This is a genomic window from Pantoea sp. F_5, assembly GCF_008631595.1.
Taxonomy (GTDB): domain Bacteria; phylum Pseudomonadota; class Gammaproteobacteria; order Enterobacterales; family Enterobacteriaceae; genus Pantoea; species Pantoea gossypiicola.
Genome location: NZ_VWUO01000012.1, coordinates 19,258 through 42,982, shown reverse-complemented (window position 1 = coordinate 42,982; position 23,725 = coordinate 19,258). Strand labels below are relative to the sequence as shown.

The 23,725-nt window shown below is 54.2% G+C and carries 20 protein-coding genes, 1 tRNA gene and 1 other RNA gene; 9 read left to right on the top strand and 13 right to left on the bottom strand.

All coding sequences use genetic code 11. The features are described from left to right. Position 1: 1 nt before the first annotated feature. The 8 genes from dppC to F3I44_RS16265 all read right to left on the bottom strand — a co-directional run bounded on the left by dppC (position 2) and on the right by F3I44_RS16265 (position 8,165). Entirely contained in the window at positions 2 to 904 is a 903-nt protein-coding gene (gene dppC, locus F3I44_RS16300) for a dipeptide ABC transporter permease DppC (protein WP_150013341.1), read from the bottom strand. Positions 905 to 913: 9 nt separating this feature from the next. Further along, positions 914 to 1,933 carry a dipeptide ABC transporter permease DppB gene (dppB, locus tag F3I44_RS16295; protein ID WP_013359638.1) on the bottom strand — a complete coding sequence of 340 codons (1,020 nt, stop codon included), beginning with the start codon at positions 1,931 to 1,933 and terminating at the stop codon, positions 914 to 916. 171 nt (positions 1,934 to 2,104) lie between these two features. Then, positions 2,105 to 3,715 carry a dipeptide ABC transporter periplasmic-binding protein DppA gene (gene dppA, locus F3I44_RS16290; protein ID WP_150013343.1) on the bottom strand — a complete coding sequence of 537 codons (1,611 nt, stop codon included), beginning with the start codon at positions 3,713 to 3,715 and terminating at the stop codon, positions 2,105 to 2,107. Between the two features lie 1,092 nt (positions 3,716 to 4,807). Then, positions 4,808 to 4,937, bottom strand: a non-coding RNA gene (locus tag F3I44_RS16285) — RtT sRNA. Between the two features lie 34 nt (positions 4,938 to 4,971). Then, positions 4,972 to 5,048, bottom strand: a tRNA-Pro gene (locus tag F3I44_RS16280). A 125-nt stretch (positions 5,049 to 5,173) separates the two neighbouring features. Next, the gene (gene eptB, locus F3I44_RS16275; protein ID WP_150013345.1) at positions 5,174 to 6,865 is read right to left on the bottom strand and encodes a kdo(2)-lipid A phosphoethanolamine 7''-transferase; all 1,692 of its coding nucleotides are present in this window, start codon (positions 6,863 to 6,865) and stop codon (positions 5,174 to 5,176) included. A 311-nt stretch (positions 6,866 to 7,176) separates the two neighbouring features. After that, positions 7,177 to 7,605 carry an organic hydroperoxide resistance protein gene (locus tag F3I44_RS16270; protein ID WP_013359635.1) on the bottom strand — a complete coding sequence of 143 codons (429 nt, stop codon included), beginning with the start codon at positions 7,603 to 7,605 and terminating at the stop codon, positions 7,177 to 7,179. 95 nt (positions 7,606 to 7,700) lie between these two features. After that, on the bottom strand, positions 7,701 to 8,165 hold the full coding sequence (locus F3I44_RS16265; RefSeq protein WP_150013347.1) for a MarR family winged helix-turn-helix transcriptional regulator: 465 nt from the start codon (positions 8,163 to 8,165) through the stop codon (positions 7,701 to 7,703). 63 nt (positions 8,166 to 8,228) lie between these two features. On the opposite strand from F3I44_RS16265, the gene F3I44_RS16260 reads away from it, so the two are divergent. Continuing rightward, positions 8,229 to 8,825 (top strand): HD domain-containing protein, encoded by a 597-nt coding sequence (locus F3I44_RS16260; protein WP_150013349.1) that lies wholly within the window; start codon positions 8,229 to 8,231, stop codon positions 8,823 to 8,825. A 39-nt stretch (positions 8,826 to 8,864) separates the two neighbouring features. Here F3I44_RS16260 and F3I44_RS16255 read toward each other — a convergent pair whose 3' ends face one another. After that, positions 8,865 to 9,161: an HTH-type transcriptional regulator gene (locus F3I44_RS16255; RefSeq protein WP_010257438.1), complete on the bottom strand. Its 297-nt coding sequence runs from the start codon at positions 9,159 to 9,161 to the stop codon at positions 8,865 to 8,867. Between the two features lie 736 nt (positions 9,162 to 9,897). On the opposite strand from F3I44_RS16255, the gene F3I44_RS16250 reads away from it, so the two are divergent. The 7 genes from F3I44_RS16250 to F3I44_RS16220 all read left to right on the top strand — a co-directional run bounded on the left by F3I44_RS16250 (position 9,898) and on the right by F3I44_RS16220 (position 18,398). Continuing rightward, positions 9,898 to 11,496, top strand: a complete 1,599-nt coding sequence (locus F3I44_RS16250; RefSeq protein ID WP_150019490.1) for a gamma-glutamyltransferase family protein — start codon at positions 9,898 to 9,900, stop codon at positions 11,494 to 11,496. A 235-nt stretch (positions 11,497 to 11,731) separates the two neighbouring features. Then, complete coding sequence (locus F3I44_RS16245) at positions 11,732 to 12,448, top strand: DUF3053 domain-containing protein (RefSeq protein WP_150013353.1); 717 nt, start codon at positions 11,732 to 11,734, stop codon at positions 12,446 to 12,448. A gap of 562 nt (positions 12,449 to 13,010) precedes the next feature. Beyond that, the gene (locus F3I44_RS16240) at positions 13,011 to 13,643 is read left to right on the top strand and encodes a helix-turn-helix transcriptional regulator (protein ID WP_150013355.1); all 633 of its coding nucleotides are present in this window, start codon (positions 13,011 to 13,013) and stop codon (positions 13,641 to 13,643) included. A gap of 499 nt (positions 13,644 to 14,142) precedes the next feature. Next, positions 14,143 to 16,077 (top strand): PTS mannitol transporter subunit IICBA, encoded by a 1,935-nt coding sequence (locus tag F3I44_RS16235; protein ID WP_150013357.1) that lies wholly within the window; start codon positions 14,143 to 14,145, stop codon positions 16,075 to 16,077. A 96-nt stretch (positions 16,078 to 16,173) separates the two neighbouring features. Next, positions 16,174 to 17,322, top strand: coding sequence for a mannitol-1-phosphate 5-dehydrogenase (mtlD, locus tag F3I44_RS16230; protein ID WP_150013359.1), 1,149 nt, complete (start codon positions 16,174 to 16,176; stop codon positions 17,320 to 17,322). Between the two features lie 16 nt (positions 17,323 to 17,338). Continuing rightward, positions 17,339 to 17,932: a mannitol operon repressor MtlR gene (gene mtlR, locus F3I44_RS16225; RefSeq protein ID WP_190285958.1), complete on the top strand. Its 594-nt coding sequence runs from the start codon at positions 17,339 to 17,341 to the stop codon at positions 17,930 to 17,932. A 103-nt stretch (positions 17,933 to 18,035) separates the two neighbouring features. Then, the gene (locus F3I44_RS16220) at positions 18,036 to 18,398 is read left to right on the top strand and encodes a YibL family ribosome-associated protein (RefSeq protein ID WP_150013361.1); all 363 of its coding nucleotides are present in this window, start codon (positions 18,036 to 18,038) and stop codon (positions 18,396 to 18,398) included. Positions 18,399 to 18,406: 8 nt separating this feature from the next. On the opposite strand, the gene F3I44_RS16215 is transcribed toward F3I44_RS16220, so the two are convergent. The 3 genes from F3I44_RS16215 to F3I44_RS16205 form a co-directional block, all read right to left on the bottom strand. Next, the gene (locus F3I44_RS16215) at positions 18,407 to 19,375 is read right to left on the bottom strand and encodes a VirK/YbjX family protein (RefSeq protein WP_150013363.1); all 969 of its coding nucleotides are present in this window, start codon (positions 19,373 to 19,375) and stop codon (positions 18,407 to 18,409) included. Positions 19,376 to 19,576: 201 nt separating this feature from the next. Beyond that, on the bottom strand, positions 19,577 to 20,194 hold the full coding sequence (sodA, locus tag F3I44_RS16210; protein WP_135910493.1) for a superoxide dismutase [Mn]: 618 nt from the start codon (positions 20,192 to 20,194) through the stop codon (positions 19,577 to 19,579). A 282-nt stretch (positions 20,195 to 20,476) separates the two neighbouring features. Next, the gene (locus F3I44_RS16205) at positions 20,477 to 21,817 is read right to left on the bottom strand and encodes an aspartate aminotransferase family protein (RefSeq protein ID WP_150013365.1); all 1,341 of its coding nucleotides are present in this window, start codon (positions 21,815 to 21,817) and stop codon (positions 20,477 to 20,479) included. Positions 21,818 to 22,023: 206 nt separating this feature from the next. Between F3I44_RS16205 and F3I44_RS16200 the strand changes: the two genes are divergently transcribed. Continuing rightward, positions 22,024 to 22,800, top strand: coding sequence for a DeoR/GlpR family DNA-binding transcription regulator (locus F3I44_RS16200; RefSeq protein WP_150013367.1), 777 nt, complete (start codon positions 22,024 to 22,026; stop codon positions 22,798 to 22,800). Here F3I44_RS16200 and fdhD read toward each other — a convergent pair. Continuing rightward, positions 22,797 to 23,621 (bottom strand): formate dehydrogenase accessory sulfurtransferase FdhD, encoded by an 825-nt coding sequence (fdhD, locus tag F3I44_RS16195; protein WP_150013369.1) that lies wholly within the window; start codon positions 23,619 to 23,621, stop codon positions 22,797 to 22,799. The two genes, F3I44_RS16200 and fdhD, sit on opposite strands and share 4 nt — an antisense overlap. Positions 23,622 to 23,725 lie beyond the last annotated feature (104 nt).

Here is a 23,725-nt window from a genome sequence, read left to right as displayed (position 1 = left end):
TTTACTGCTTGAGTTTCGGGTCGAGGGCATCACGCAAACCATCGCCCATCAGGTTAAATGCCAGCACGGTAAGCAGAATGACCAATCCAGGGAAGGTCACGACCCACCAGGCACTTTGCGCATACTGCAGCACGTCGGAGAGCATGGTGCCCCACTCCGGCGTTGGCGGTTGCGCACCCATACCGAGAAAGCCCAACGCCGCCATATCAAGAATGGCGTTGGAGAAACCTAATGACGCCTGCACGATCAGCGGTGCCAGGCAGTTAGGCAGAATATTCACAAACATCTGGCGCAGCATACCGGCACCGGCCACGCCGGAGGCGGTCACATAGTCGCGGTTCACTTCCACCAGCACCGCGGCGCGGGTCAGACGGATATAGTGCGGCAGTGCCACAAAGGTCAGCGCAATGGAGGCGTTAACGATTGAGGGACCGAAGATGGCGACCAGCACCAGCGCCAGCAGCAGACTGGGCAATGCCAGCATGATGTCGACCACACGCATGATGATGGCATCGACCACGCCGCCAAGATAACCGGCCAGCAGGCCAAATATCACGCCGAAAATCAGCGACAGTACCACCACCAGACAGCCTACCAGCAGCGACAGGCGCGCCCCGTACATCAGACGCGACAGCACATCGCGGCCCACGTCGTCGGTGCCCAGAATGTAGCTCCAGTTACCGCCTTCCTGCCAGACCGGCGGATGCAGCAGCGCGTCGCGGAACTGCTCAGCAGGCGCATGCGGGGCCAGCACATCGGCGAAAATAGCGCACAGCAGCACAATGATGATGTAGACCAGGCCGATGACCGCGCCTTTGTTACGTTTGAAGTAGTGCCAGAATTCCTGGAACGGGGTCATCGGCTTGGGTGCAACGGTAACGCTGCCGGGATCAACAACAGACATGATGCCCCCTTATTTCTTGTGACGTATGCGCGGGTTAACCACGCCATACAGCAGATCAACCAGCAGGTTGACCACAATAATCAGTACTGCCGTCAGCAGCACACCACCCTGTACCACCGGATAGTCACGGCGCTGCAACGCTTCAATCAGCCAGCGCCCCAGCCCCGGCCACGAGAAGATGGTTTCAGTCAGAATCGCCCCGGCCAGCAACGTGCCGACCTGCAGGCCGATGACCGTCACCACCGGCAGCATGGCGTTGCGCAGCGCGTGCACGACGATCACCCGCATCCGCGTCAGGCCTTTGGCGCGCGCCGTGCGGATGTAATCTTCACCCAGTACTTCGAGCATTGCCGAACGCGTCATACGTACAATCACCGCCAGCGGAATGGTGCCGAGCACGATGGCGGGCAGGATCATGTGCATCACCGCATCGTGGAAGTCGCCCGGCTCACCCCAGAAGAAGGTGTCGATCAGCATAAAGCCGGTCAGCGGCATGCTGTCATCCAAGAAGACGGTGTCGCCGACCCGCCCGGAAACCGGTGTCAGGTTGAGCTGCACCGAGACCAGCATGATCAGCATGATGCCCCACCAGAAGATCGGCATGGAGTAGCCGGTCAGTGAGATACCCACGGCGGTGTGATCGAAAATCGAACCACGCTTTACCGCCGCCAGCACCCCAACCGGGATGCCAATAGCCACGGCAAATATCATGGCGCAGATGCCAAGTTCCAGCGTCGCTTTGAAGCGCGGAACAAACTCATCCCAGACCGGGATGCGGCTCTTCAGTGAAATGCCCAGGTCGCCATGTAATACGCCGTTAATGTAGTTCAGGTACTGTTTCCACAGCGGCTGATCCAGACCTAACAGCGCCATTAACTGTGCATGACGTTCAGGAGAAATACCGCGCTCGCCGGCCATGATCAGCACCGGATCGCCGGGGATCATGTGAACAAACGCGAAGGTGAGTAATGTAATACCGATAAACGTTGGGATGACAAGGCCCAGACGTCGGAGTATGAACTGCAGCATAATCCGGGTTCTCTCTTGTCCGTGCGACCGTCGCCGCGCGGGTTGTTATTGCTTACATCTGACGATCGGGTAGGCCCGACCGCGACGCAGCCAGGCTGCGCCTCTACCGTTTCCAGTAAAACAGGGAGATAAAGCCGGGGCGACGCGCAGCCGCCCCGGAAAAGGCGACAATTATTCTTTAATGTCTACCTGAGCAAAGTAGTGTCCGCCCAGCGGATCGACTTTGTAACCGGAGACTTTTTTGCTGACCGGTTCATATACCGTTGAGTGCGCGATCATCAGCGCCGGTGCCTGGTCATGCATCACAACCTGAGCCTGCTTGTAGTACTCAATACGCTTCGCCTGATCGGCGGTGGCGCGAGCTGGCTGAATCTGATCCTCGAAGGATTTATCACACCAGCGCGAGTAGTTAGAGCCATCTTTGGCCGCTGAACAGCTGAACAGGGTCGCCAGGAAGTTATCCGGATCTCCGTTGTCACCGGTCCAGCCCATCATGACGGTCTGGTGCTCACCCGCTTTGGCGCGTTTCAGGTATTCGCCCCACTCGTAGGTCACGATTTTGGCTTTCACGCCAATCTTCGCCCAGTCGCTCTGGATCATTTCCGCCATGCGACGTGCGTTCGGGTTGTACGGACGCTGAACCGGCATCGCCCACAGGTCGATAGAGAAACCGTCTGCCATACCCGCTTCTTTCAGCAGTGCTTTGGCTTTCTCGGGATCGTAGGCGTAGTCTTTTACGTCGTCGTTATAGCCCCACATCGTTGGTGGGATCAGGTTTTTAGCAGGCTGACCTGCACCCTGATAAACGGCGTCGATAATCGCTTTTTTGTTGACCGCCATGGTCAGTGCCTGACGCACTTTCAGGTTATCCAGCGGTTTTTTCTCAACGTTGTACGACAGATAGCCGACGTTCAGGCCAGCCTGCTCATACAGGTTGATGTTTTTGTCCTGCTTCATACGCGCAATGTCAGCCGGGTTTGGATACGGCATGACCTGACATTCGCCCTTCTGCAGCTTGGCGTAACGCACCGACGCATCCGGGGTAATGGAGAAGACTAAGCGGTCGATTTTCGGCTTGGTGCCCCAGTAATCCGGGTTAGCTTTGTAAAGGATGCGCGAATCTTTCTGGTACTGCAGCAGCTGGAACGGACCGGTACCGACCGGGTTCAGGTCAACGTTTTGCGGGGTGCCCGCTTTCAGCATGTTGTCTGCGTACTCTTTCGACAGAATCGAGGCGAAGTCCATGCCGAGGTCAGCAAGGAACGGCGATTCAGGACGCGTCAGCACAAAGCGCACGGTATTCTCGTCCACTTTTTCGATTTTGCTGATCAGCTTCGGCATGTCCATGCCTTCGAAGTATTCGTAGCTGCCGCCAGAGACGCCGTGATAGGCGTTGTTTTTATCCAGCTGGCGCTCAAAGGTGAACACCACATCATCCGCATTGAAGTCGCGCGTCGGTTTGAAATCTTTGGTGGTCTGCCACTTCACACCTTTACGCAGGTGGAAGGTGTAGGTTTTACCGTCTTCACTGACATCCCACTTCTCTGCCAGGGCAGGGTGCAGTTCGGTGGTGCCGATAGTGAACTCAACCAGTCGGTTGTAGATCTGACGTGAGCTGGCATCGTAGGTGGTGCCCGAGGTGAACAACTGCGGGTTAAAGCCTTCCGGAGAACCTTCAGAACAGTAAACGAGGGTTTTTGCCTGAACACCGGCGGCGACAGTCATAGCAATCAGGCTCAGACCGACCTTCAGCATCCCGGATTTAGCCAGGGAGTTGATCATGCTTTTGCTCCATTGTGATGTGATGTTGTGTGTATTGCCCGACCTCTGATTTTTTTATGCGGTTCAGGCGTACCACCGAACAGGTGGTTAACGCGCGCTGCGTTTTTTATGTTTTTTCTGACGCAGATTGTGCATTCAGAAAATTCCGTAACTGCGCGTTTATTGACGCATCAATTTGTCAACAGTTGCAAAGAACGTCAATACAACGGTTACTTATTTACACAGAGTGTGAGGAATAGCATGCAACGGTAATAAAAACCGTTTCTGTCTAAAAGCCATACAATGCACAGCGTAGCTGGCCTGAATTCCGTGCATTGTGCTGGATTGCTGCTCTATCGCTAGTGATTCTCACCGCTAAAAAACTTAAAACTTTTACCGGCAAATGTTGAATAACTGAACGATTCACCGTGCGTTATGACGTTCAACCAGCGGAATATGCTGGGAAAGAAGCATAAGAAATCAGCATGTTGCCGCTTTCGGTCATAAGAAGAATGTGTCGCGAATTATGATCGCAACTCCTGTATGGCAAGGCCTGCCAGCGGGAAAGTGACAATAACAGGGGCTGGTAAGCGGAACGCGCGGCAGTGGGGTTTTACTGGAACCTTCTGGAAGGTAGCGAGGCGAGCAACAAAACAAAATGTGGTAAGCGGGAGTGGCGTTAAGGACTATCGGTGGCACGTATGGCGTTAAGATCGAGATCTGCTTCGGGAACACGGGCAGATCGGAAAGGCGCTTAAACCATCCCTGAACGCTCGGCCCACGCCGTCCATGGCGTGGGACGCTTTCCTCCTCTGCCCGTGTTCCCTACGCCTTGAATTTATGCGCTGCGGTCAGATTCCCAGGGTTTAGATCTGCCAGCCGTCTGTAGTGCTTCTGTACGTACCCGATGCGTCTGCCAGACGTGAAGCGAAGGGAGTATACGCCTGCAGCAAAGCATCGCGGGCCAGGGATGGGTCGCGCTGAGCATGCCAGGGATGGCGTCTTTTGCGTCTTTGCGGAAGGCGTATGCTCCCTGAAGCCTGCTCAGCGGTGAGTTTTTCCCTTTTCTTCAGACGAAAAAAAACCTGTCTTTTCAGACAGGTTTCTTAAATATGGTCGGCGAGAGAGGATTACTCTGCTCTGCGAGCAGCGCCCTTCGGGCCGTTGCTAAAGCAACGTTGTCTCGCTACGCTCGGCTCAAACCTCCTTCGGAGGTTCTCATCCTCTTTTCTTCAGACGAAAAAAAAACCTGTCTTTTCAGACAGGTTTCTTAAATATGGTCGGCGAGAGAGGATTCGAACCTCCGACCCACTGGTCCCAAACCAGTTGCGCTACCAAGCTGCGCTACTCGCCGATGGGGGCGCATGTTACTGCTACCCCCGAACAGCGTCAACCGCTTTTTATGCTTTTGCCGCCAATCGCCTGGAAAGCATGCGGTTACCCGAAATCAACCATCTGCATGTCCCTTTCAGACCACCGCTACAGCGCTTTAGCCTGACTTTTAGCCGGAGCCTGACACCAGTTGTTAGCCGGGTTAATGCCGCCATCTGGCGAGGTATAACCCAGACAGCCCAGAATGGTATCGAACAACTCAACGTGACGATGGGTCCGGCCCACACGCTGCTGCGCCTGCAGGCGTTCGAAGTTACTGCGGTTCTGACTGTCTTCCAGATACTTATCTGACGCCCAGACCATCATCGGGACGCGGAACTGCTCCGGCGGGGCCATCTCACGCGGCGTGCCGTGCAGATGCATATTCTCGCTGATCGACTCGCCGTGGTCGGCAGCATAGAAAACGATCGCCTTCTTATCACGCAGCTGATCCAGCACGCTGTCCAGCATGCTATCGACATAGAGCACTGAGTTATCATAAGCGTTGATCAGCTGCGCTTTGCTGCAGGTCTCGTCGACGCCCATACACTCTGGCTGATACTTCGCGAAGCTGCGCGGATAACGCTGTGAATAAAGATAGTGTGAACCCTTGGTGTGCAACACCACCAGATGCTTACCTTTCGGGAAACGATCCAGTGACGCTTTCATCTCCGGCACCAGCAGCATGTCGTCTACCGATTTACCCTGATTACGCTTTTCTGAACCAATCTGCTCACGGAAGGCAAAGTTGTTGGCATTGATGTTGTCGTAGAACCAGACTTCGCTCTGCATCGCAAACAGCTCAGAGGTGAAGCCCAGCTCTTTCATCACCGCAAACACATTCTGCTCTTTCAGCGTGCGGCCAGGGTTATCCATGGTGCCGCCTTCGCGCACGAACATGCAGCGCAGCGACAGCTTGGTCGCGGTGTCGCAGGATTCACCCCGGAATGCGACCAGATTCTTCTCTTTCGACAGCTTAGGCGTCGTGTCACGCTCATAGCCCAGCATACCCATGTGATCCCAGCGCGTGGTCTCACCAATCACAAACACCACATAGGTGTCGTCCAGACCGGCAGGCGCAACATAGGTAAACTTCTTCGCCGGATCCAGCAGTTCCTCGTTTTGCAGCGACTCATCTACGCGGGTCCAGGCAAACAGACCTACAGCCGCCAGCCAGTTAGAAGGCAGATACGAGTGGGCGACTACGCCGCCGTAGCTCGGCAGATCGATGTTAGTAATCTCTTCATTATGCTTCTGCAGCTTGTCGAAATAACGGATCGGCAGCCACACCAGCGCTACACAGAGCAGCATAATCAGGGTCGGTTTCAGGCGCTGTCCTGGCGTACGCAGCTGCTCGTTCAGCGTCATGCTCAGCCTGTTGCGCCAGATCATCAGCAGCGGCAGCGCGCTGACCAGCACCATCCACAGGATGAAATGGTAGCCAACCACTTCTTTAGAAAGATCGGTATCGGTCGTCATCACCGACGCCACAATACCGTAGCCAATCACGACGTTAAAAAACGCCATGTAATAGGCGGCGGCAACAGATATCAGAACAATCAGCGTGGCCAGCACGCGATAAAACCACTTTCCGCCCAGCGACAGCAGACGCATCAGGAAGAACGTCAGCAGCACAATGGCAACTACCTCGGTAACGGCAGTGAGCCAGTTCGTTACCGTGGATTGCCTGAGAAAACCGTCAAAACGACGGTAGAAAATCGGTAAGTTCAGCAAAATACCGAGGTAGAGCGCCAGCAATAGCGATAACTTCTGCTGGGTCAGGGTTTTAATATAATTCATGAAAAAAGGGGTTTCTCCGGTGTGAAGCGCTTGACCAAATCTTTTATGTGACTGCCGAAACGCGGCAGAGTTCGCTGAATAAGCGGACCGGACAAGATGAAGGAAAATTCTGAACGGATTTACTGGCTATAACGCAAGGTGGCTCAGTAAAGCATGGCCGCGTTTGATAGACCAGAAAATAATCTTTGTCGACCGGATTAGCACATTTTTTGTACATGGCTGACAGTAGCTATTGGCTGACTGACGCAGAAAACAGCAGGAGAGAGGATGTGAAAAAATGCGGGCCTGATGGTATCAGGCCCGCAGTACGCTTAGCGAATGATGTTCAGTGTAACGTCGATATTATTGCGGGTAGCGTTTGAATAAGGACAAACGATATGCGCCGCATCAACCAGCTTCTGCGCTTCTGCTTCATCCATCTCTGGCAGATGAATGTTCAGCGTGGCTTCAATACCAAAGCCGTCAGGGATCGGACCGATACCGACTTCACCTTCAATCCACGCATCTTTTGGCATCGCGATTTTGTCGCGGCCTGCAACAAACTTCATCGCGCCCAGGAAGCAGGCAGAGTAGCCTGCAGCAAACAGCTGCTCAGGGTTAGTCACTTCACCGCCTGCACCGCCCATCTCTTTTGGCACGCCCAGTTTAACGTCCAGTACACCGTCAGAAGAGGTTGCACGACCATCACGACCACCGGTTGCTTTGGCTTTGGCGCGGTAAACCACTTGTTCTAAAGACATGACATTTCTCCGTTACGCTATTTAATCGCCCGCGACTTATTTAACCGTAATCAGGCGGTGAGGTTCAACGGATGCAGCGCATCCGTCGGCAATATTTATCGTGATTGATTCAGGTTATCACGCAACCCATCGAGCTGTAATTTCAGCGCCAGCAGGGCGTCATCGTCACAGGCTGTGGCACATTTAACCGCTTCAGGAATCGCTTCAGCCTTAACGCGCAGCGCGCGGCCAGCCTCAGTCAGCGTTACCGCAACCTGGCGTTCATCCTGCCGGGTGCGCTGGCGGTAAATCAGACCTGCGCTTTCCAGCCGCTTCAGCAGTGGCGTTAATGTTGCCGAGTCTAAAAAAAGCTGCTCGCCAATCTCTGACACCGTGACATCATCTTTCTGCCACAACACCAGCATCACCAGATACTGCGGATAGGTAATGTCGAGCTGGCTCAGCAACTGGCGATAGACTTTATTCATCGCCAGATTGGCAGAATAAAGCGCAAAGCAGAGTTGCTGATCGACCAACAGTGGCATCGTTTTCACTTTTTTGTCATCTTGATCACAGTTCATGGTGATTAATATAGATAGCGCGCTAGATAATTGCAAGCAAACTTTTTTGTCAGGAGAAATAGCATGCAGGATTCACTGGAAGAACAGGCGCGTCGTTTCGCCACTGAGGCACATGCTGGTGCCGGTCAGCGCCGCAAATATACCGATGAGCCTTACGTTGTTCATCCGGCAGCCGTGGTGGAACTGGTGCGCAGCGTCACTCATGACGATGCCATGTTAGCAGCCGCCTGGCTGCACGACACCGTAGAAGATACCTCTGCCACGCTGGGGGATATCGAAGCCCACTTTGGTCAACGTGTAGCCAGTCTGGTGGAAATGCTGACCGACAGCACACCCACCGCCGCAAAAAATCGGGCGGCTCGTAAACTGGCGCACTTTCGCCATACGGCCAGCGCCAGTCCTGAAGCGCAGACCATCAAACTGGCTGACATCATCGACAATACCCGCGCGATTGTGCGTTTTGATCCTGACTTTGCGCGGGTCTATCTGGTGGAAAAACAGATACAGATTGCGCTGCTGAAGGAGGGCGATGCACAGTTATGGCAACAGGCGTCGACGATCATTGAAAACGGCCTTGCCCAGCTGCGGGAGCCACCCTACAACGTGCCAGAGAGCTGGTTTGTGAAACAGGCCGCTAAATACAGCGAAATGCGTGCATAAAAAAACCCGCCAGCGGCGGGTTCTCTTCGTAATACCTGTTTATTCAAGCAACTGCCGTCCCAGATAGGGATTGGCATGCAATAACTTCATTAATTTTTGCGCCGTCGCGGAAGGACGGGTACGCCGTGCTTCCCAGCTTTTCACGGAAGAGACGCTCACGCCCATTACTTTTGCAAATTCATCAACCTGCATGCCGGTCATTTCACGCAGACGCTGCGGTTCTGGCTGGGCGGGTTGCTGACGCTGAATAAGTAACTCGGCGGCGCGATCATCACGTGTCAAAACAATCTGCTCAAGGCTGCTGAGCAATTCAAACATCGGGTCTTTTAATTCCATAGAGAACTCCTTAAAACTCACTATGAAGCACGTGAAAGTAAAGTAGAGAGGTACGAGCCTGAAGTCAGGACTCTGAAACCGGGCCTGTTTCAGGCTGGATCCCGCAAGGGTTTGTTTTTGTTATGATAAAAACCATTACGGGACACAGCCTGCGGTGCACTGCTTTAAAGATGTCAGATCAATGCAACAAATGCCGGGAGACTAAGTATGGATAGAGACCTGACTATTTGCCGCGCAATTTATAATTATTTTTTTCATTATGGTTTGCCGGAAATGTTCCAGCGCCTCTAACCTGCTGAGGCAGTTGATTTTTGTGCTGTTATAGCGCGCAAAAAAATCAAATGGTGTTTGCAATTTATGTGGATGCCATCAAGCTTTGCTCTGGCATATTCTCATTTCTGTGAAGCACTACACCCCTTCACCTTGTGAGTGCAAAATATACGCCAATGGTTTACTTCCTGAACACTTATATTCACAGCTCTGATTAATTTAAGAATAGTCCTGGCCAGCACCTGGCCCCTGGCGCGCGGCGGTTCACAGTGCAGTGCGGGGAAATCTTTTATTATGAACGCCCCGGTATCGTCAGATAAATCAACAGTCACCCTAACGAAACGGCTGACGCCTCATAACGGTGCAGCTGGCGGCTAAAAGCAAGTCCTTTGCGCGCTAAACGTGCAGCCGTTAATCGCGTACTGACGACGGAAAAATTCTCTCCTGACCTCTTTAAGGAAAAGCGATGCGTGAAACAGATTTTAACGTCAGCTATCCGTCTCATCGCGTGCCGATGATGGGCCGCAATGCCGTCGCGACCTCACAACCGCTGGCGGCGCAGGCGGGTTTACGGATGCTGCAACAGGGCGGGAACGCCGTGGATGCGGCTATCGCCACCGCCATCGCCTTAACCGTGCTGGAGCCGACCGGAAACGGCATCGGCAGTGATGCGTTTGCGATTGTCTGGGACGGCAGCGCGCTGCATGGCTTAAACGCGTCAGGCCGGGCACCCGCTGCCTGGCATCCCGAACGCTTTGCCGCTCTGAGCGCGATGCCTGAAACCGGCTGGGAGTCTGTCACTGTGCCGGGAGCCGTCTCGGCATGGGTGACACTGGCGCAGCGCTTCGGCACCTTACCGCTGACTACCCTGGCGCAACCGGCAATCGACTATGCGCGCGACGGCTTTCCGGTATCGCCGCTGATTGGCCAGCTCTGGCAGCGCGGCTATGACAAGCTGCAGGATCAGCCTGGCTTCAGCGACTGCTTTGCGCCGCAGGGCCGACCACCGCGCATGGGCGAGCTGTTTCGCAACCCGGCGCAGGCCCGCACCCTTCAGGAGATCGCTGAGACTGAGGGCGAAAGTTTTTATCGCGGCGCACTGGCGCAGAAGATGGCAGCCTTTGCTCGTGAACATAACGCGGCGCTGACGCTGGAGGATTTGAAAAACCATCGCGCCAACTGGGTGACCCTGCTGTCGCATCCGTTTGCCGGGGGATCGGTGCAGGAGCTGCCGCCGAATGGTCAGGGGATCGCGACCTTAATTGCGCTCGGCATTCTGGAAGCGTGGGAGATCAATCGTTATGCACCTGATTCACCGCAGTGGCTGCATCTTTCTATTGAGGCGATGAAACTGGCGCTGGTTGATCTGGACCGTTATGTCTCCGACGAGGATCACCTCGAATTTCCGGCTGAGTTACTGCTAAGCAAAGAGTACATCTGCCAGCGGGCCGCGCTGATTGATCCTGACAAGGCAGGCGATTTCCGCTTTGGATCTCCGCAGCAAAGCGGCACGGTGTATGTGGCAGCAGCGGATGCCAGCGGCATGATGGTCTCTTTCATCCAGTCCAATTACATGGGCTTTGGCTCCGGCGTGGTCGTACCCGATACCGGCATCAGCCTGCAAAACCGTGGCGCGGGCTTTTCACTCGACCCGGCGCATCCCAACGTTGTGGCAGGCGGTAAGCGGCCCTTCCACACCATCATTCCGGCCTTTGCGCTGGATCAGCAGGGCCAGCCGCTGATGGCGTTTGGCGTGATGGGCGGCCCGATGCAGGCGCAGGGACACGTTCAGCTGGCGTTGCGCATTATGCTGCACCGCCAGAATCCGCAGGCCGCCATTGATGCGCCGCGCTGGCGCGTGGTACAGGGACGCGAGGTGGTGTTTGAATCCACTCTCGATCGCAATACCCTGAGCACGCTGCGCCGTATGGGGCACAATGTGGTGCTGGAAGACCCTCTGAGTAACTACAACTTTGGTGGCGCACAGGCAATCGTACGCGATCCGCAGGGCTTCTATATTGCAGCCAGCGAGAGTCGTAAAGATGGACAGGCAGTGGTGTTTTAAGGCCGCGCCAGCGCGCGTCAGGCCGCTAAGCGTGCCTTTCAGCTGCACGCTGAAGCCCGCAATAGCAGGGAAAGCAGCTTGCACTGACGTGCACACGATCCCGTTCTTTAACCGGTGTTTCAGAAAGCATCTGTTTCACAGGTGGTTTCACATTGTGCCGTGATGCGGGTTTGTTCTATTCTTTAGCCCATTCTTACCTGGACATCCGACAGTATCACCGACAGGAGTTGAACCCATGGCTTCAGGACTTACACGCCTTATGGCACGCGGCGGCATGATGTTCGCTGGCGCACTGATTGCGCTGCAACTCACCGCGTGCGGTGATAAAGAAGGCGAGCAGCGCAAAGCATTTATCGATTTCCTCCAGAACACCGTCATGCGCAGCGGCGAACATCTGCCCAGCCTTAGCGAGAATCAGAAACAGAGCTTTGGCAACTTCGCCAGCGATTACGCCATCATGTATGGCTTCTCACAGCAGGCGAACAAGGCCGTTGAGCAGGGTATGCGTCCGGTAGTGGATGAGCTTTCGGCCATTCGCGTTCCGCAGGATTATCTGAGCCGTCGTGATTCCCTGCGTCAGGCGAACAGTGCACTGGTGATCGTTACCCAGCAGATTGAAAGTGCAAAAATGCAGGCGGACAGCAGCAAAGCAGCCCTGAAGCAGCCGGATGACCTGAAAAAAGTCTATGACACCGCCTACAACAAAGTGGTGACGGTGCCCGCCAATCAGCTGATTCCGCTGCTGCCAAAACTCCAGGCGCTGAGCCAGGGTGCCGTGCAGACCGGCGATTTCCTGCAAACGCAGGGAAACCGTGTCAGCTTCAATGATGGCGGCGTGCAGTTCCCGACGCAGGATCAGGCTTCACAATATAACGCGCTGATGAGCACCTTATCAGCCAATGCTCAGGCGCTTCCTCAGGCCCAGCAGATTACGCAGGGATCAATTCGCTAATCTTCATTTCAGGGTGGTATCTGCCACTCTGCGCTAAAGTGCCGCATCAGCCAGGAAGAGTGTATTCCTGTCTGATGCGCGAATCATTCATCTGTTAAATTCATTTTCGCTATTTAAGCGCTTATGACTTTTTCCTGAAATGAAGAGTAAAGTTAATTCACGCGAAATAATAACTCGATATTTTCATCAACCTTTAACATTAAAACCATTCTGTTAATCCACATAATCATATTACACGATCAATAATACCTTCCTGCCATTCCTGGCTGGCACAGAAATGAATTACTTACAGCCTGTTGTCTTTCCTCCGGCTAATGATCTTCTTTCTTTTGCGGACTTTGATATGCAGATAAGCACTGTAGAATATCAAAAAAAACAAGGCAATAATTAACAATAACTGAGTCACATCGATTCCTTCCGCATAATTTTTGATAGTAAAACTATTATGAAAACGCTGCGAGAAATAAAGATCTCCCCCTGTTTTTAGGAATTAATATACAACCTGCATGAATTGATTGTTCCTTTCATTTGGTATAATTTTTCTGAACCGAACGCGGAGGCAATGAATATGGAACTTGTGGAATCCGGAAGTATAAAAAAGTCTGTTATTTTTATAACAGACGATATGTTTTTCAGGCGTGGCGTAGCTGATTACAGAGGGGAAACTTATACAACCAGTGCATACAACTCGTCGCTATTGCTGACGATGCTTATGAACCATGTAGAGTCGGTTTTTATTCTGGATATATTTAACTTTATCACTGAAATTGATAACGATACGTTCAGAGTTATTAAAAACGCCGCGCTGAGAAACAGCATCTTTTTTTTATACAGTAACAAGTATCAGAAACTCACATCAGATTTTGTTACTGTCAATGCACAGCTGATTGAACGAAGGCAACCCCTGGTTAAGATGTTACAATCTGTCATGGGTGGGTTAATACATGCAAAAGGAGACAGTGACCGAATAACTCCGGCATCAGTGCATTTTACTAAACGAGAATCGCAGGTCTTAAACAGGCTAATCAAAGGTGACAGCATTAACATGATCGGCATGTCATTAGGCATATGCGATAAAACTGTTCTGATTTATAAGCATAAAGCACTTAATAAACTCGGCTGTCGGAACTCACGTTTTTTCTATTCAATGCTCAACCACTTTAATTTGGGCGCTGACATACACAGAGCTTTTTAATTTTTTTAATTGTAATTCTTCTGCAATGCACCAGCCCAGGGAAAACCATTATCTTTTATCCCTTCTGACTATTTACAACGCTTTCCCCTGATTGACCATCAGGATACCTGAAGAACTGAGCAACTATTGATCACACCTCTTAAAACCGAGCAGAAATTGTGCTTCCGGCAGTTTTATATTGTGATTAAAATCACACTTCAGAAATAAACAGCGCCCTAATTAATGTGATTAGCATCACACTAAAGAGACCACCCTCTCTCATTTCAGGTATGAAATTGCCCCTTGCGATAGCCATACTGTGATGAATATCACACTAAACCCCCTTACACCCCCCTTAAAACAGTGATCAAAGTCACACGCTGCTTACCTGCTACGCAGCGTTAAATTCGCGTGATAGAGTCCGCGTGCATACAGTAATACCACCGGCTGTGAGTCGGGGTGGCTAAACAAAAACAAGCGCGCTCTCCTATTGCAGCGCGTCTCAATAAGGGGTGGGTTTATGTCCTCATCAGTGAAGGTCAAAGTACAGAGCTTTGGTCGCTTTCTGAGTAATATGGTGATGCCGAACATCGGGGCGTTTATCGCCTGGGGTATCATCACCGCACTGTTTATTCCAACAGGCTGGATCCCTAACGAAACGCTGGCCAAACTGGTTGGCCCGATGATCACCTACCTGCTGCCTCTGCTGATCGGTTTTACCGGTGGGCGTCTGGTGGGCGGCGATCGCGGCGGCGTGGTCGGCGCGATTACGACCATGGGTGTGATTGTCGGTGCGGATATGCCGATGTTCCTCGGTGCGATGATTGCCGGTCCGCTGGGCGGCTGGGCGATTAAGTCGTTTGACCGGGCGATTGACGGCAAAATCAAAAGCGGCTTCGAGATGCTGGTTAACAACTTCTCGGCCGGTATTATCGGGATGATCCTGGCACTACTGGCGTTCCTGGCGATTGGTCCGCTGGTTGAAGGTCTGTCACACATTCTCGCCGCGGGCGTGAATCTGATGGTGCAGAACAACCTGCTGCCACTGACTTCCATCTTCGTGGAACCGGCCAAAATCCTGTTCCTCAACAACGCCATTAACCACGGCATCTTCTCACCGCTGGGCATCCAGCAGGCCAGCGAAGCGGGCAAGTCGATCTTCTTCCTGATCGAAGCCAACCCGGGTCCGGGTATGGGCGTGCTGATGGCCTACATGTTCTTTGGCCGTGGCAGTGCTAAACAGTCTGCGGGCGGTGCGGCAATTATCCACTTCCTCGGCGGCATCCATGAAATCTACTTCCCCTATGTGCTGATGGCCCCTCGTCTGCTGCTGGCGGTTATCCTGGGCGGTATGACTGGCGTCTTCACGCTGACCTTGCTGAACGGTGGTCTGGTCTCTCCTGCCTCACCGGGTTCTATCCTGGCCGTACTGGCAATGACGCCAAAAGGTGCTTACTTCGCGAACATCGCGGCTATTGCTGCCGCCTTCGCCGTCTCCTTCGTGGTTTCCGCTATCCTGCTGAAAACCAGCAAAGTCAAAGAAGATGACGATATTGAAGCCGCGACCCAGCGCATGCATGAGATGAAAGCGCAGTCTAAAGGCCAGAGCATAGCGGGCGGTGCCGTCGCCAGCGATGCGATGAGCGTCGAGCTGCATCATGTGCGAAAAATCATTGTTGCCTGTGACGCCGGTATGGGCTCCAGCGCCATGGGTGCAGGCGTGCTGCGCAAGAAAGTGCAGGATGCCGGTCTGAGCAATGTGTCGGTAACCAACACTGCGATCAACGCCTTGCCGGGTGATGTCGATCTGGTGATTACGCATCGTGACCTGACTGAACGCGCCATTCGCCAGGCACCACATGCGCAGCATATCTCGCTGAATAACTTCCTCGACAGCGCGCTCTACAGCACCCTGACCGAACGTCTGGTGGCAGCTAACCGCAGCGATGTGCATCGTGAAACGGTGAACACCGCGCTCTCAGACAGCTTTGATGAAGGCAATGCGCACCTGTTTAAACTGGGCGCAGATAATGTCTTCCTCGGTCTGACCGCCAGTAACAAAGAGCAGGCGATTCGCTTTGCCGGCGAACAGCTGGTGAAAGGCGGTTATGTTGAACCTGAATATATTGATGCGATGCTGGCGCGTGAAAAACTGACGCCGACCTATCTGGGTGAGTCGATCGCAGTGCCACACGGCACGGTTGAAGCGAAAGATCGCGTGCTGAAAACCGGCGTAGTGTTCTGTCAGTATCCGGCAGGCGTTCTGTTCGGCGAAGAGCCGGACGATGTGGCGCGCCTGGTGATTGGTATTGCGGCCCGCAACAACGAGCACATTCAGGTGATCACCAGCCTGACCAACGCGCTGGATGATGACAGCGTGATTGAGAAGCTGGCCAACACTACCAGCGTGCAGGAAGTGCTGGATCTGCTGTCAGGCAAGCCTGTAATCGCGTAATTTACAGCAATTATTTTCCCTGGGGCGGTCATGCCCGTCCCGATTTCCTGGGGCGGGTTTGCCCGCCCCATCGTCATTTGATATGGGTCAAAAATTATGAAAGCGTTACATTTCGGAGCAGGAAACATTGGTCGCGGCTTTATCGGCAAATTACTGGCTGATGCAGGTATCGAACTGGTTTTTGCTGATGTGAATCAGACGGTGCTGGATGCACTGAACGCGCGTCATGAGTATCCCGTTCATGTGGTTGGCGAGCAGGCCAAAGTGGAAACCGTTAAAGGCGTCAGTGCGGTCAACAGCACCAGCGATGAAATCATCACCCTGGTGTCTGAAGTCGATCTGGTCACCACCGCTGTGGGTCCGCAGATTCTGGAGCGTATAGCCGGCAGTGTGGCTAAAGGGCTGGCAAAACGCAGCGACAACGGCAACACTCGTCCGTTAAATATTATCGCCTGTGAAAACATGGTACGCGGCACCAGCCAGCTGAAACAGCACGTGCTGAAAGCCTTGCCGGAGCAGTATCACGCCTGGCTGGAGCAGCATGTTGGCTTTGTGGATTCCGCTGTCGATCGCATCGTGCCCCCGTCTGAAGCAGGCAGCACCGATCCGCTGGAAGTGACCGTTGAGACCTTCAGCGAGTGGATCGTGGATAAAACCCAGTTTAAAGGCGACCTGCCAGCCATTCCGGGCATGGAGCTGACTGATAATCTGATGGCCTTTGTTGAGCGTAAACTCTTCACCCTGAACACCGGTCACGCCATTACCGCCTATCTCGGCCAGCTGGCCGGTCACCAGACCATTCGTGACGCCATCCTTGACGAAAAAATCCGGGCCGTGGTGAAAGGCGCAATGGAGGAGAGCGGCGCGGTAGTGATTAAGCGTTACGGTTTCGATGCGGAGAAGCATGCGGCGTACATCCGGAAGATTCTGGGCCGATTTGAAAATCCGTATCTGAAAGATGATGTGGAGCGCGTGGGTCGTCAGCCGCTGCGTAAACTCAGCGCGGGCGATCGCCTGATCAAGCCGACGCTGGGCACGCTGGAGTATGGTTTACCGCACGCCAGCCTGGTGCAGGGCATTGCCGCCGCGATGCACTATCACAGCGATCAGGACCCACAGGCGCAGGAGCTGGCGACGCTGCTGGCCGAAAAAGGCCCACAGGCGACGCTGGCTGAGATTTCAGGCCTGGATGCCGACAGCGAAGTCGTGGCTTCTGTGGTGAGCGCCTGGCACGCTATGGCATAATGCGCGCGTGTTAGTGATGCAAGCCGGGCGCAGTTCGCCTGCGCCCGACGGCGGTATTGAACCCATGCAGGCAATAATGGAAGAGAAGCAGGCTTTTGAGAACAGGGTGCTTGAGCGCCTGAACGCCGGTCGTTCGGTGAGAAGCTTTCTGATCGCCGCCGTTGAGCTATTGGCTGAAGCCGTCAATCTGCTGGTGCTGCAGGTGTTTCGTAAAGATGACTATGCGGTTAAATATGCGGTTGAACCGCTGCTGCTGGGCGATGGCCCTCTGGGCGAACTCTCGGTTCGCCTGAAACTCATTTACGGACTTGGCGTAATCAGTCGCCACGAATATGAAGATGCTGAGCTGCTGCTGGCACTGCGTGAAGAGCTGAATCACGACAGCGGCGATTATCGTTTCACCGACGATGAGATCCTCGGCCCGTTTAGTGAACTGCACTGTGTGACTGCCTGGCCACCTGCGCCGGTGTTTCACACCGATGATGCTGAGCTGCGCAGCATGCAACAGCAGCGCTATCTGCAGATGGTGCGGTCCACCATGGTCCTGTCGCTGACCGAACTGATCGCCCGCATCAGTATGAAGCAGGCGTTTAAAAAGTCCGGTAGCTAATCCTGTCAGGCGTCATCACGACGCCTTTTTCGTCTTAACCTGGCCGGGAATATACGTCAGATTTGGTGTATCCTTGGCCTGTTTTCCTCAACGAGTTGTTGTCATGAAAGAGCAAGAAAAGAACGAAATTAAACTTCTCAGCGATAAGCTGGACGCACTGAACCGCAAAGAGCCGCAGTTACTGGAGTCGGGTGATACCGAGAAACTGGGCGCGTTGCTGAAAGAGAAAGAAACGCTGGTCATTGAGATTGAGCGTCTGCGCGGTCAGCGGGTCGAAAAACTGAGTGCCGAAGCGCAGAAGCTGCAGAAAATGGGCTTCAGCCGCGAAATTACCAAAAAAGAGCAGGCAAATCTGGGTGCGCTGAAGAAAAGCGTACGCGGCCTGGTGGTGGTGCATCCAATGACCGCGCTGGGACGTGAGATGGGTCTTAAAGTGATGACGGGCTTCGCTAAAACCGCATTCTGACAGGTCGATCAGGCAGCAGCCTGATCGACATCGGCTTTGCGTTCGCCGGCGGCGGCATAAACCTGCTCCGCCAGCGCATCCAGCAGCTCATAACGGCGGCGATACTCTGCCCGCTTCTTACTGGCAATCTCCTCCAGCGTTTTACGGGGCAGACTCAGCGGCAGCGTAAACATCCCATCCCTGCGCGCTTCACCACTCAGCGACAGCCAGAATTCACTGTAGCTGGCAAAGAACTTATCCCCTTTGCTGTGGCGATAACGCAGACTGCGGAATACATGCGTCTCATCGCCTACCGCCTGAATACTTTCCACGCCGCACTGCTTCGCCACAATAAATACCGCTTCCATTAACAGGCGTTTCGGGAAGAGACCGTGAGCCGCTTTGGTCGCTTCGCGGATCATCTCATTATTAATATGTTTTCGCGGCCCCTGTAACCCGCCAATTAATAAGGTGCGCTGGTTATTCTCGTTAAGAATCGAAAAAGAAAGCGAAGCAATAATTTCGTCGTTATAACGTAATACCAGCGTCACTTCCCCTTCGCGATCAAAATAACCGGAACTGCATGAGAGTAAAAAGGCCTCGCCATTTTTTCCGGTCAGCGTGGCCAGCGGACTATCTGAAGCACTCTGCAGCAGCTGACGCAGCATAGGATTTTCGAGATTGTTCATCAGCGTGTAGTGGTCGAGAATCGCCTGCGCACGCGCAGCAATACTCAGACCTGAACGCAGATAAGGCCGGTGCAGCTTGGCGGGCAGCAATCCCTGGGTGCTCATCAGCAAGGGAAGTTGCGGCAGATGCGATAGCGCATCCAGATAATGCAGCGTGGTCAGCGGCGATATTAAGGTTCTTAACGCAAATTTCAGACGGAAACGTTTACTGATCCAGAGTTTATCCGGAATGTATTTCCCACTGATTAACTGGAAAAAAAGCGAAGCAGAGGATTCGGTCGTCGTTTCGTGAGTAGTGATAATTGACATAGTCAGCGACACACAGTGAGTTAAGCAGGAATGTCACCGAACATAACATAGCCAATATCAACGGAAAGTTAATGTGGAATAACATTAAAACCAATAATTGACGATTTTCATTTCATTTTGGCAATGCACAAAATAAGGACAAAAAAAACCGGCGAAATAGATTTCACCGGTTTATCTTCATTGCGTTTACGTTTGGTTAACTTATTTAGCAGACGCGAAGCGGGCTGCCGCTTCGTCCCAGTTAACCACGTTCCAGAACGCTTTGATGTAATCAGGACGTTTGTTCTGATACTTCAGGTAGTAAGCGTGTTCCCACACGTCCAGACCGATAATCGGGAAGCCAGAAACGCCGGCAACCGCTTCGCCCATCAGTGGGTTATCCTGGTTTGCGGTTGAAACCACAGCCAGTTTGTCGCCTTTCTTAACCAGCCAGGCCCAGCCAGAACCGAAACGGGTCGCAGCGGCTTTCTCGAACTCTTCCTGGAATTTTTCCACGCTACCAAAATCTTTCTCGATAGCCGCTTTCAGGTCGCCCTGCAGCGTGGTGCCGGTTTTCAGGCCTTTCCAGAACAGGCTGTGGTTAGCGTGGCCGCCAGCGTTGTTACGCAGTGGGCCTTTTTTGTCTGCTGGCAGTTGATCCAGTTTGGTGATCAGCTCTTCTACCGGCAGATTAGCAAATTCAGTACCTTCCAGCGCCGCGTTCGCGTTGTTCACGTAGGTCTGGTGGTGTTTAGTATGATGGATCTCCATCGTCTGCTTGTCGAAATGCGGTTCCAGTGCGTCGTATGCGTAAGGCAGGGATGGCAGTGAATAACTCATGTTCTTCCTCTCCATTTAGTGTGAGCAGCACGACGAATTCGGGGCGTGCCGCGTAAGCAGTCGAATCATTATAGTTAAATTCATGTAGCGTAAAAGGGTAATCAATGCCCTATTAACCATAAGGATTTGCGAAACCCGGCAAAAGCAACCCGTTGTTTTTACAGCATGCTGCTGCTGACCCTGCCTTTTCTGCCTCATCCGACAGGACGTGCGGCGCGCTGTGGCCTGGCCGTCAGCGGGCATGCGTTCCGGCCGGACGCCGCATCTGCCCTGCCCTGTGCCTTACTGACCCAGCTCGCGCAGGGAGTTGTCGAGTGCGCCAACCAGCCAGTCGATGTCGCTTTCCTGGAAAGCCAATGGCGGACGCAGTTTCAGTACATTCCCATACGGGCCGGCGACAGATGTCAGCACACGATGTTCACGCAGTTTCTCGATCAGGTTCAGCGCCAGGGTTTTGTCCGGCGTTTTGCTGTGACGATCGGTGACCAGTTCGAAGCCGATAAACAGCCCGGCACCGCGCACATCGCCCACGCACTCATAACGATCCATCAGCGTCCGCAACTCCGCCAGCAGCTTCGCGCCGACCACGCGGCTGTGTTCCTGTAATCCCTCTTCGGTGATCACGTTCAGCACCGCCTGCGCCGCCGCCATCGCCACCGGATTGCCACCAAAGGTATTGAAGTAGGGAATTGAGTCGCTGAAGGCGGCCAGCACCTCACTTTTTGCCAGCAGCCCGGACACCGGAATGCCATTGCCCATCGGCTTGCCGGTAGTAATCACATCAGGCACCACATCATGGCGGCCAAAACCCCAGAAGGCGTCGCCAGTACGGCCAAAGCCAGGCTGCACTTCATCGGCAATAAAGATGCCGCCATTGGCATGCACTACCTCGACCGCTTTTTTCAGGAAGCCACGCGGATTGGGCAGCACACCGTCTGAGGAGAAGATCGAGTCCGCCAGGAAACCGGCAAATTTAATGCCGTTCGCCGCCATATCATCAATCTGCTGCTGAATCTGGTCAGCGAACCAGTCGCCCAACTCCGGCGCATCCACACGATACGCATCCGGCGGCATTACCAGCCGCGTGGTGGGTGCCAGCGGCTGTCCACTGCCCAGCGCCGGAGAAGCGCCGGAGGTCAGCTCACTGGTGCCGTGATAAGCCTCTTTACTGACAATAATCCCGGTACCGCCGCTGAAAGCGCGCGCCACACGGATAGCAAGATCATTCGCTTCCGATCCGGTGCACATGTACATCGCGCGATCGATCGCCGCAGGCGTAGTCGCCAGCAGCGCTTCGCTGTAGTCGAGGATATTCTCATGCAGGTAACGGGTGTGGGTGTTCAGCATTTTCATCTGCTGCGTCACCGCCTCAATCACGGCCGGATGACAATGGCCGATGCTCGCCACATTGTTGTAGACGTCGAGATATTTATCGCCCGCCGCGTCCCACAGATATTGCCCTTCACCCCGCACCAGATGAACCGGTTTGCGATAGAACAGGCGATAGGATTCGCCAAGCACTTTGCTGCGTTTATCGGTGAGTTTGCGCGTTTCGCTGTCGAGCGCATCGGCATGTTCGGCGCGGAAACTGTTGGTATCCATAATGGTGGAACGCGTGGCCATAATGACTCCCGTGACAAGGATGAAGGAGGAAGAGTTGACCCCTGTATCATGCCTTCCTGAATCCAAAATGCAACCAAATACACAAATACAACAAAATACACATGGCGCTGGCCGTTCCCCGCGCTAAGCTTCCCTCTGATTCAGACGGCATCTTTCGCGTCAGTGGCGTATCATCCGTGCTCTTCGCGCTTTATAAGGAAACCTCTATGCTGCAGGAAACGCGCCTTCATCGTATTCGCGCCTTACTGACCCGACTTAATCAGGTCAGTACCGAGCGCATTATCAGGGAGCTGGGGGTGTCTCGCGAAACCGCGCGCCGCGATATCATTGAGCTGGAAGCGCAGGGTCTGGCGCGCCGCGTTCACGGTGGACTGGTAGCGATTGAAACGGCGGCTGAACCGCCGCTGACGCAACGCCGCAGTACGCAGACCCGCGAGAAGCGCGCCATTGCCCGCGCCGCTGCGCAGTTGCTGCAGCCGGGACAGACGCTGTTTCTGGATGCGGGCACCACCACCACCCTGCTGGCAGAGGCGCTCCACGCCCTTTCCGGCCTGACGATAGTCACCAACAGCCTGCAGGCCGCGCTGGCGCTGAGCGCCGGAGAAGAAGATCGGCCGCTGAATAATCAGATTATTTTGCTCGGTGGGATGATGACAGCGGGTGCGCACCAGACGCGTGGCGAAATCACCGTGGGTGAAATCGTCCGCTATCGCGCCGACGTCGCGCTGCTGTCGCCGGTCGGCATTGAGGCGAATCGCGGTGCCAGCAGTTTTCACCCGCATGAAGCGGCTATTGCCAGAGCGATGGTGCAGCAATCTGCAGCCTGCTATCTGCTGGCCGATCACACCAAACTGGGCGTAGTCAGCCGCACGGTTTACGCGCCGCCGCAGACGATCACCATGCTGATTACCGACAGCGGCGGCGACAACGGTGCCGCCCTTGAAGCATTGCAGCAGACGCTGCCAGAGGTGATGGTGGTTTAACGCAGTCGCTGAGGATGGCTGTAGACCGTGGCGCGGCCGGGTTTACTGAAGCCGACCAGCGTCAGATTGCAGCGCTCAGCCACCTCAACCGCCAGGCGGGTCGCGGCTGAAACCGCGAACAGGATCTCGACGCCGCACATGGCGGACTTCTGCACCATTTCATAGCTGGCGCGGCTGGAGACCAGCACCGCGCCCGGTCCCCACTCTGACTGGCTGCGATACCCCAGCAGCTTATCCAGTGCCACATGGCGACCCACATCTTCACAACCCCCGGCCAGCTGACCGTCGGGCTGGGTCCACGCGGCCGCATGGGTGCAGCCGGTTTTCTGTCCGACAGGCTGATAATCTTTCAGCTGACCCAGCGCCCGATCCAGTTGCTCCAGCGCAAAGGTCTGGGTAAACGGCAGCGGAGGGAGCGGCTTGCCAATCTGATCCAGCTGTTCAACGCCACACACGCCGCAGCCGGTCCGGCCTGCCAGCGCGCGACGCTGCGCTTTCAGCGCCATAAAACGGCGGCTGGAAAGCTCAATCTGAACCTCAATGCCGTCACAGCCCGGCACGATGTCCATGCCGAAAATGTCGCCCGGCGCATCGATAATGCCCTCTGACAGCGAGAAGCCCAGCGCAAACGCCTCCAGATCTTTGGGCGTAGTCATCATCACCACGTGTGAGATGCCGTTATAGACCAGCGCCACCGGCACTTCATCCGCCAGCCAGTCATCCTGCGCATCGGTCAAATCTTTACGCTGCCACACCTGCGCCCTGCTGACGCCGGCCTGAATTGTTAAATCTTCGCCTGAGTCAGGCTGGATAGCTTTCAAAAAGTATGACCTGTTGTTAATAAATTATGTCATTCAGTGCCCGGTGAGGCCGGGCACTGGCGTGCTTTGATTCTGCCTTTTAGCCCCATTCAGCGCAAATAAAC

Bases quoted from the DNA above. Each gene is read 5' to 3' on its own strand.
- dppC (WP_150013341.1), bottom strand. From the start codon at position 904: ATGTCTGTTGTTGATCCCGGCAGCGTTACCGTTGCACCCAAGCCGATG.
- dppB (WP_013359638.1), bottom strand. From the start codon at position 1,933: ATGCTGCAGTTCATACTCCGACGTCTGGGCCTTGTCATCCCAACGTTT.
- dppA (WP_150013343.1), bottom strand. From the start codon at position 3,715: ATGATCAACTCCCTGGCTAAATCCGGGATGCTGAAGGTCGGTCTGAGC.
- eptB (WP_150013345.1), bottom strand. From the start codon at position 6,865: ATGAATTATATTAAAACCCTGACCCAGCAGAAGTTATCGCTATTGCTG.
- F3I44_RS16270 (WP_013359635.1), bottom strand. From the start codon at position 7,605: ATGTCTTTAGAACAAGTGGTTTACCGCGCCAAAGCCAAAGCAACCGGT.
- F3I44_RS16265 (WP_150013347.1), bottom strand. From the start codon at position 8,165: ATGAACTGTGATCAAGATGACAAAAAAGTGAAAACGATGCCACTGTTG.
- F3I44_RS16260 (WP_150013349.1), top strand. From the start codon at position 8,229: ATGCAGGATTCACTGGAAGAACAGGCGCGTCGTTTCGCCACTGAGGCA.
- F3I44_RS16255 (WP_010257438.1), bottom strand. From the start codon at position 9,161: ATGGAATTAAAAGACCCGATGTTTGAATTGCTCAGCAGCCTTGAGCAG.
- F3I44_RS16250 (WP_150019490.1), top strand. From the start codon at position 9,898: ATGCGTGAAACAGATTTTAACGTCAGCTATCCGTCTCATCGCGTGCCG.
- F3I44_RS16245 (WP_150013353.1), top strand. From the start codon at position 11,732: ATGGCTTCAGGACTTACACGCCTTATGGCACGCGGCGGCATGATGTTC.
- F3I44_RS16240 (WP_150013355.1), top strand. From the start codon at position 13,011: ATGAATATGGAACTTGTGGAATCCGGAAGTATAAAAAAGTCTGTTATT.
- F3I44_RS16235 (WP_150013357.1), top strand. From the start codon at position 14,143: ATGTCCTCATCAGTGAAGGTCAAAGTACAGAGCTTTGGTCGCTTTCTG.
- mtlD (WP_150013359.1), top strand. From the start codon at position 16,174: ATGAAAGCGTTACATTTCGGAGCAGGAAACATTGGTCGCGGCTTTATC.
- mtlR (WP_190285958.1), top strand. From the start codon at position 17,339: ATGCAAGCCGGGCGCAGTTCGCCTGCGCCCGACGGCGGTATTGAACCC.
- F3I44_RS16220 (WP_150013361.1), top strand. From the start codon at position 18,036: ATGAAAGAGCAAGAAAAGAACGAAATTAAACTTCTCAGCGATAAGCTG.
- F3I44_RS16215 (WP_150013363.1), bottom strand. From the start codon at position 19,375: ATGTCAATTATCACTACTCACGAAACGACGACCGAATCCTCTGCTTCG.
- sodA (WP_135910493.1), bottom strand. From the start codon at position 20,194: ATGAGTTATTCACTGCCATCCCTGCCTTACGCATACGACGCACTGGAA.
- F3I44_RS16205 (WP_150013365.1), bottom strand. From the start codon at position 21,817: ATGGCCACGCGTTCCACCATTATGGATACCAACAGTTTCCGCGCCGAA.
- F3I44_RS16200 (WP_150013367.1), top strand. From the start codon at position 22,024: ATGCTGCAGGAAACGCGCCTTCATCGTATTCGCGCCTTACTGACCCGA.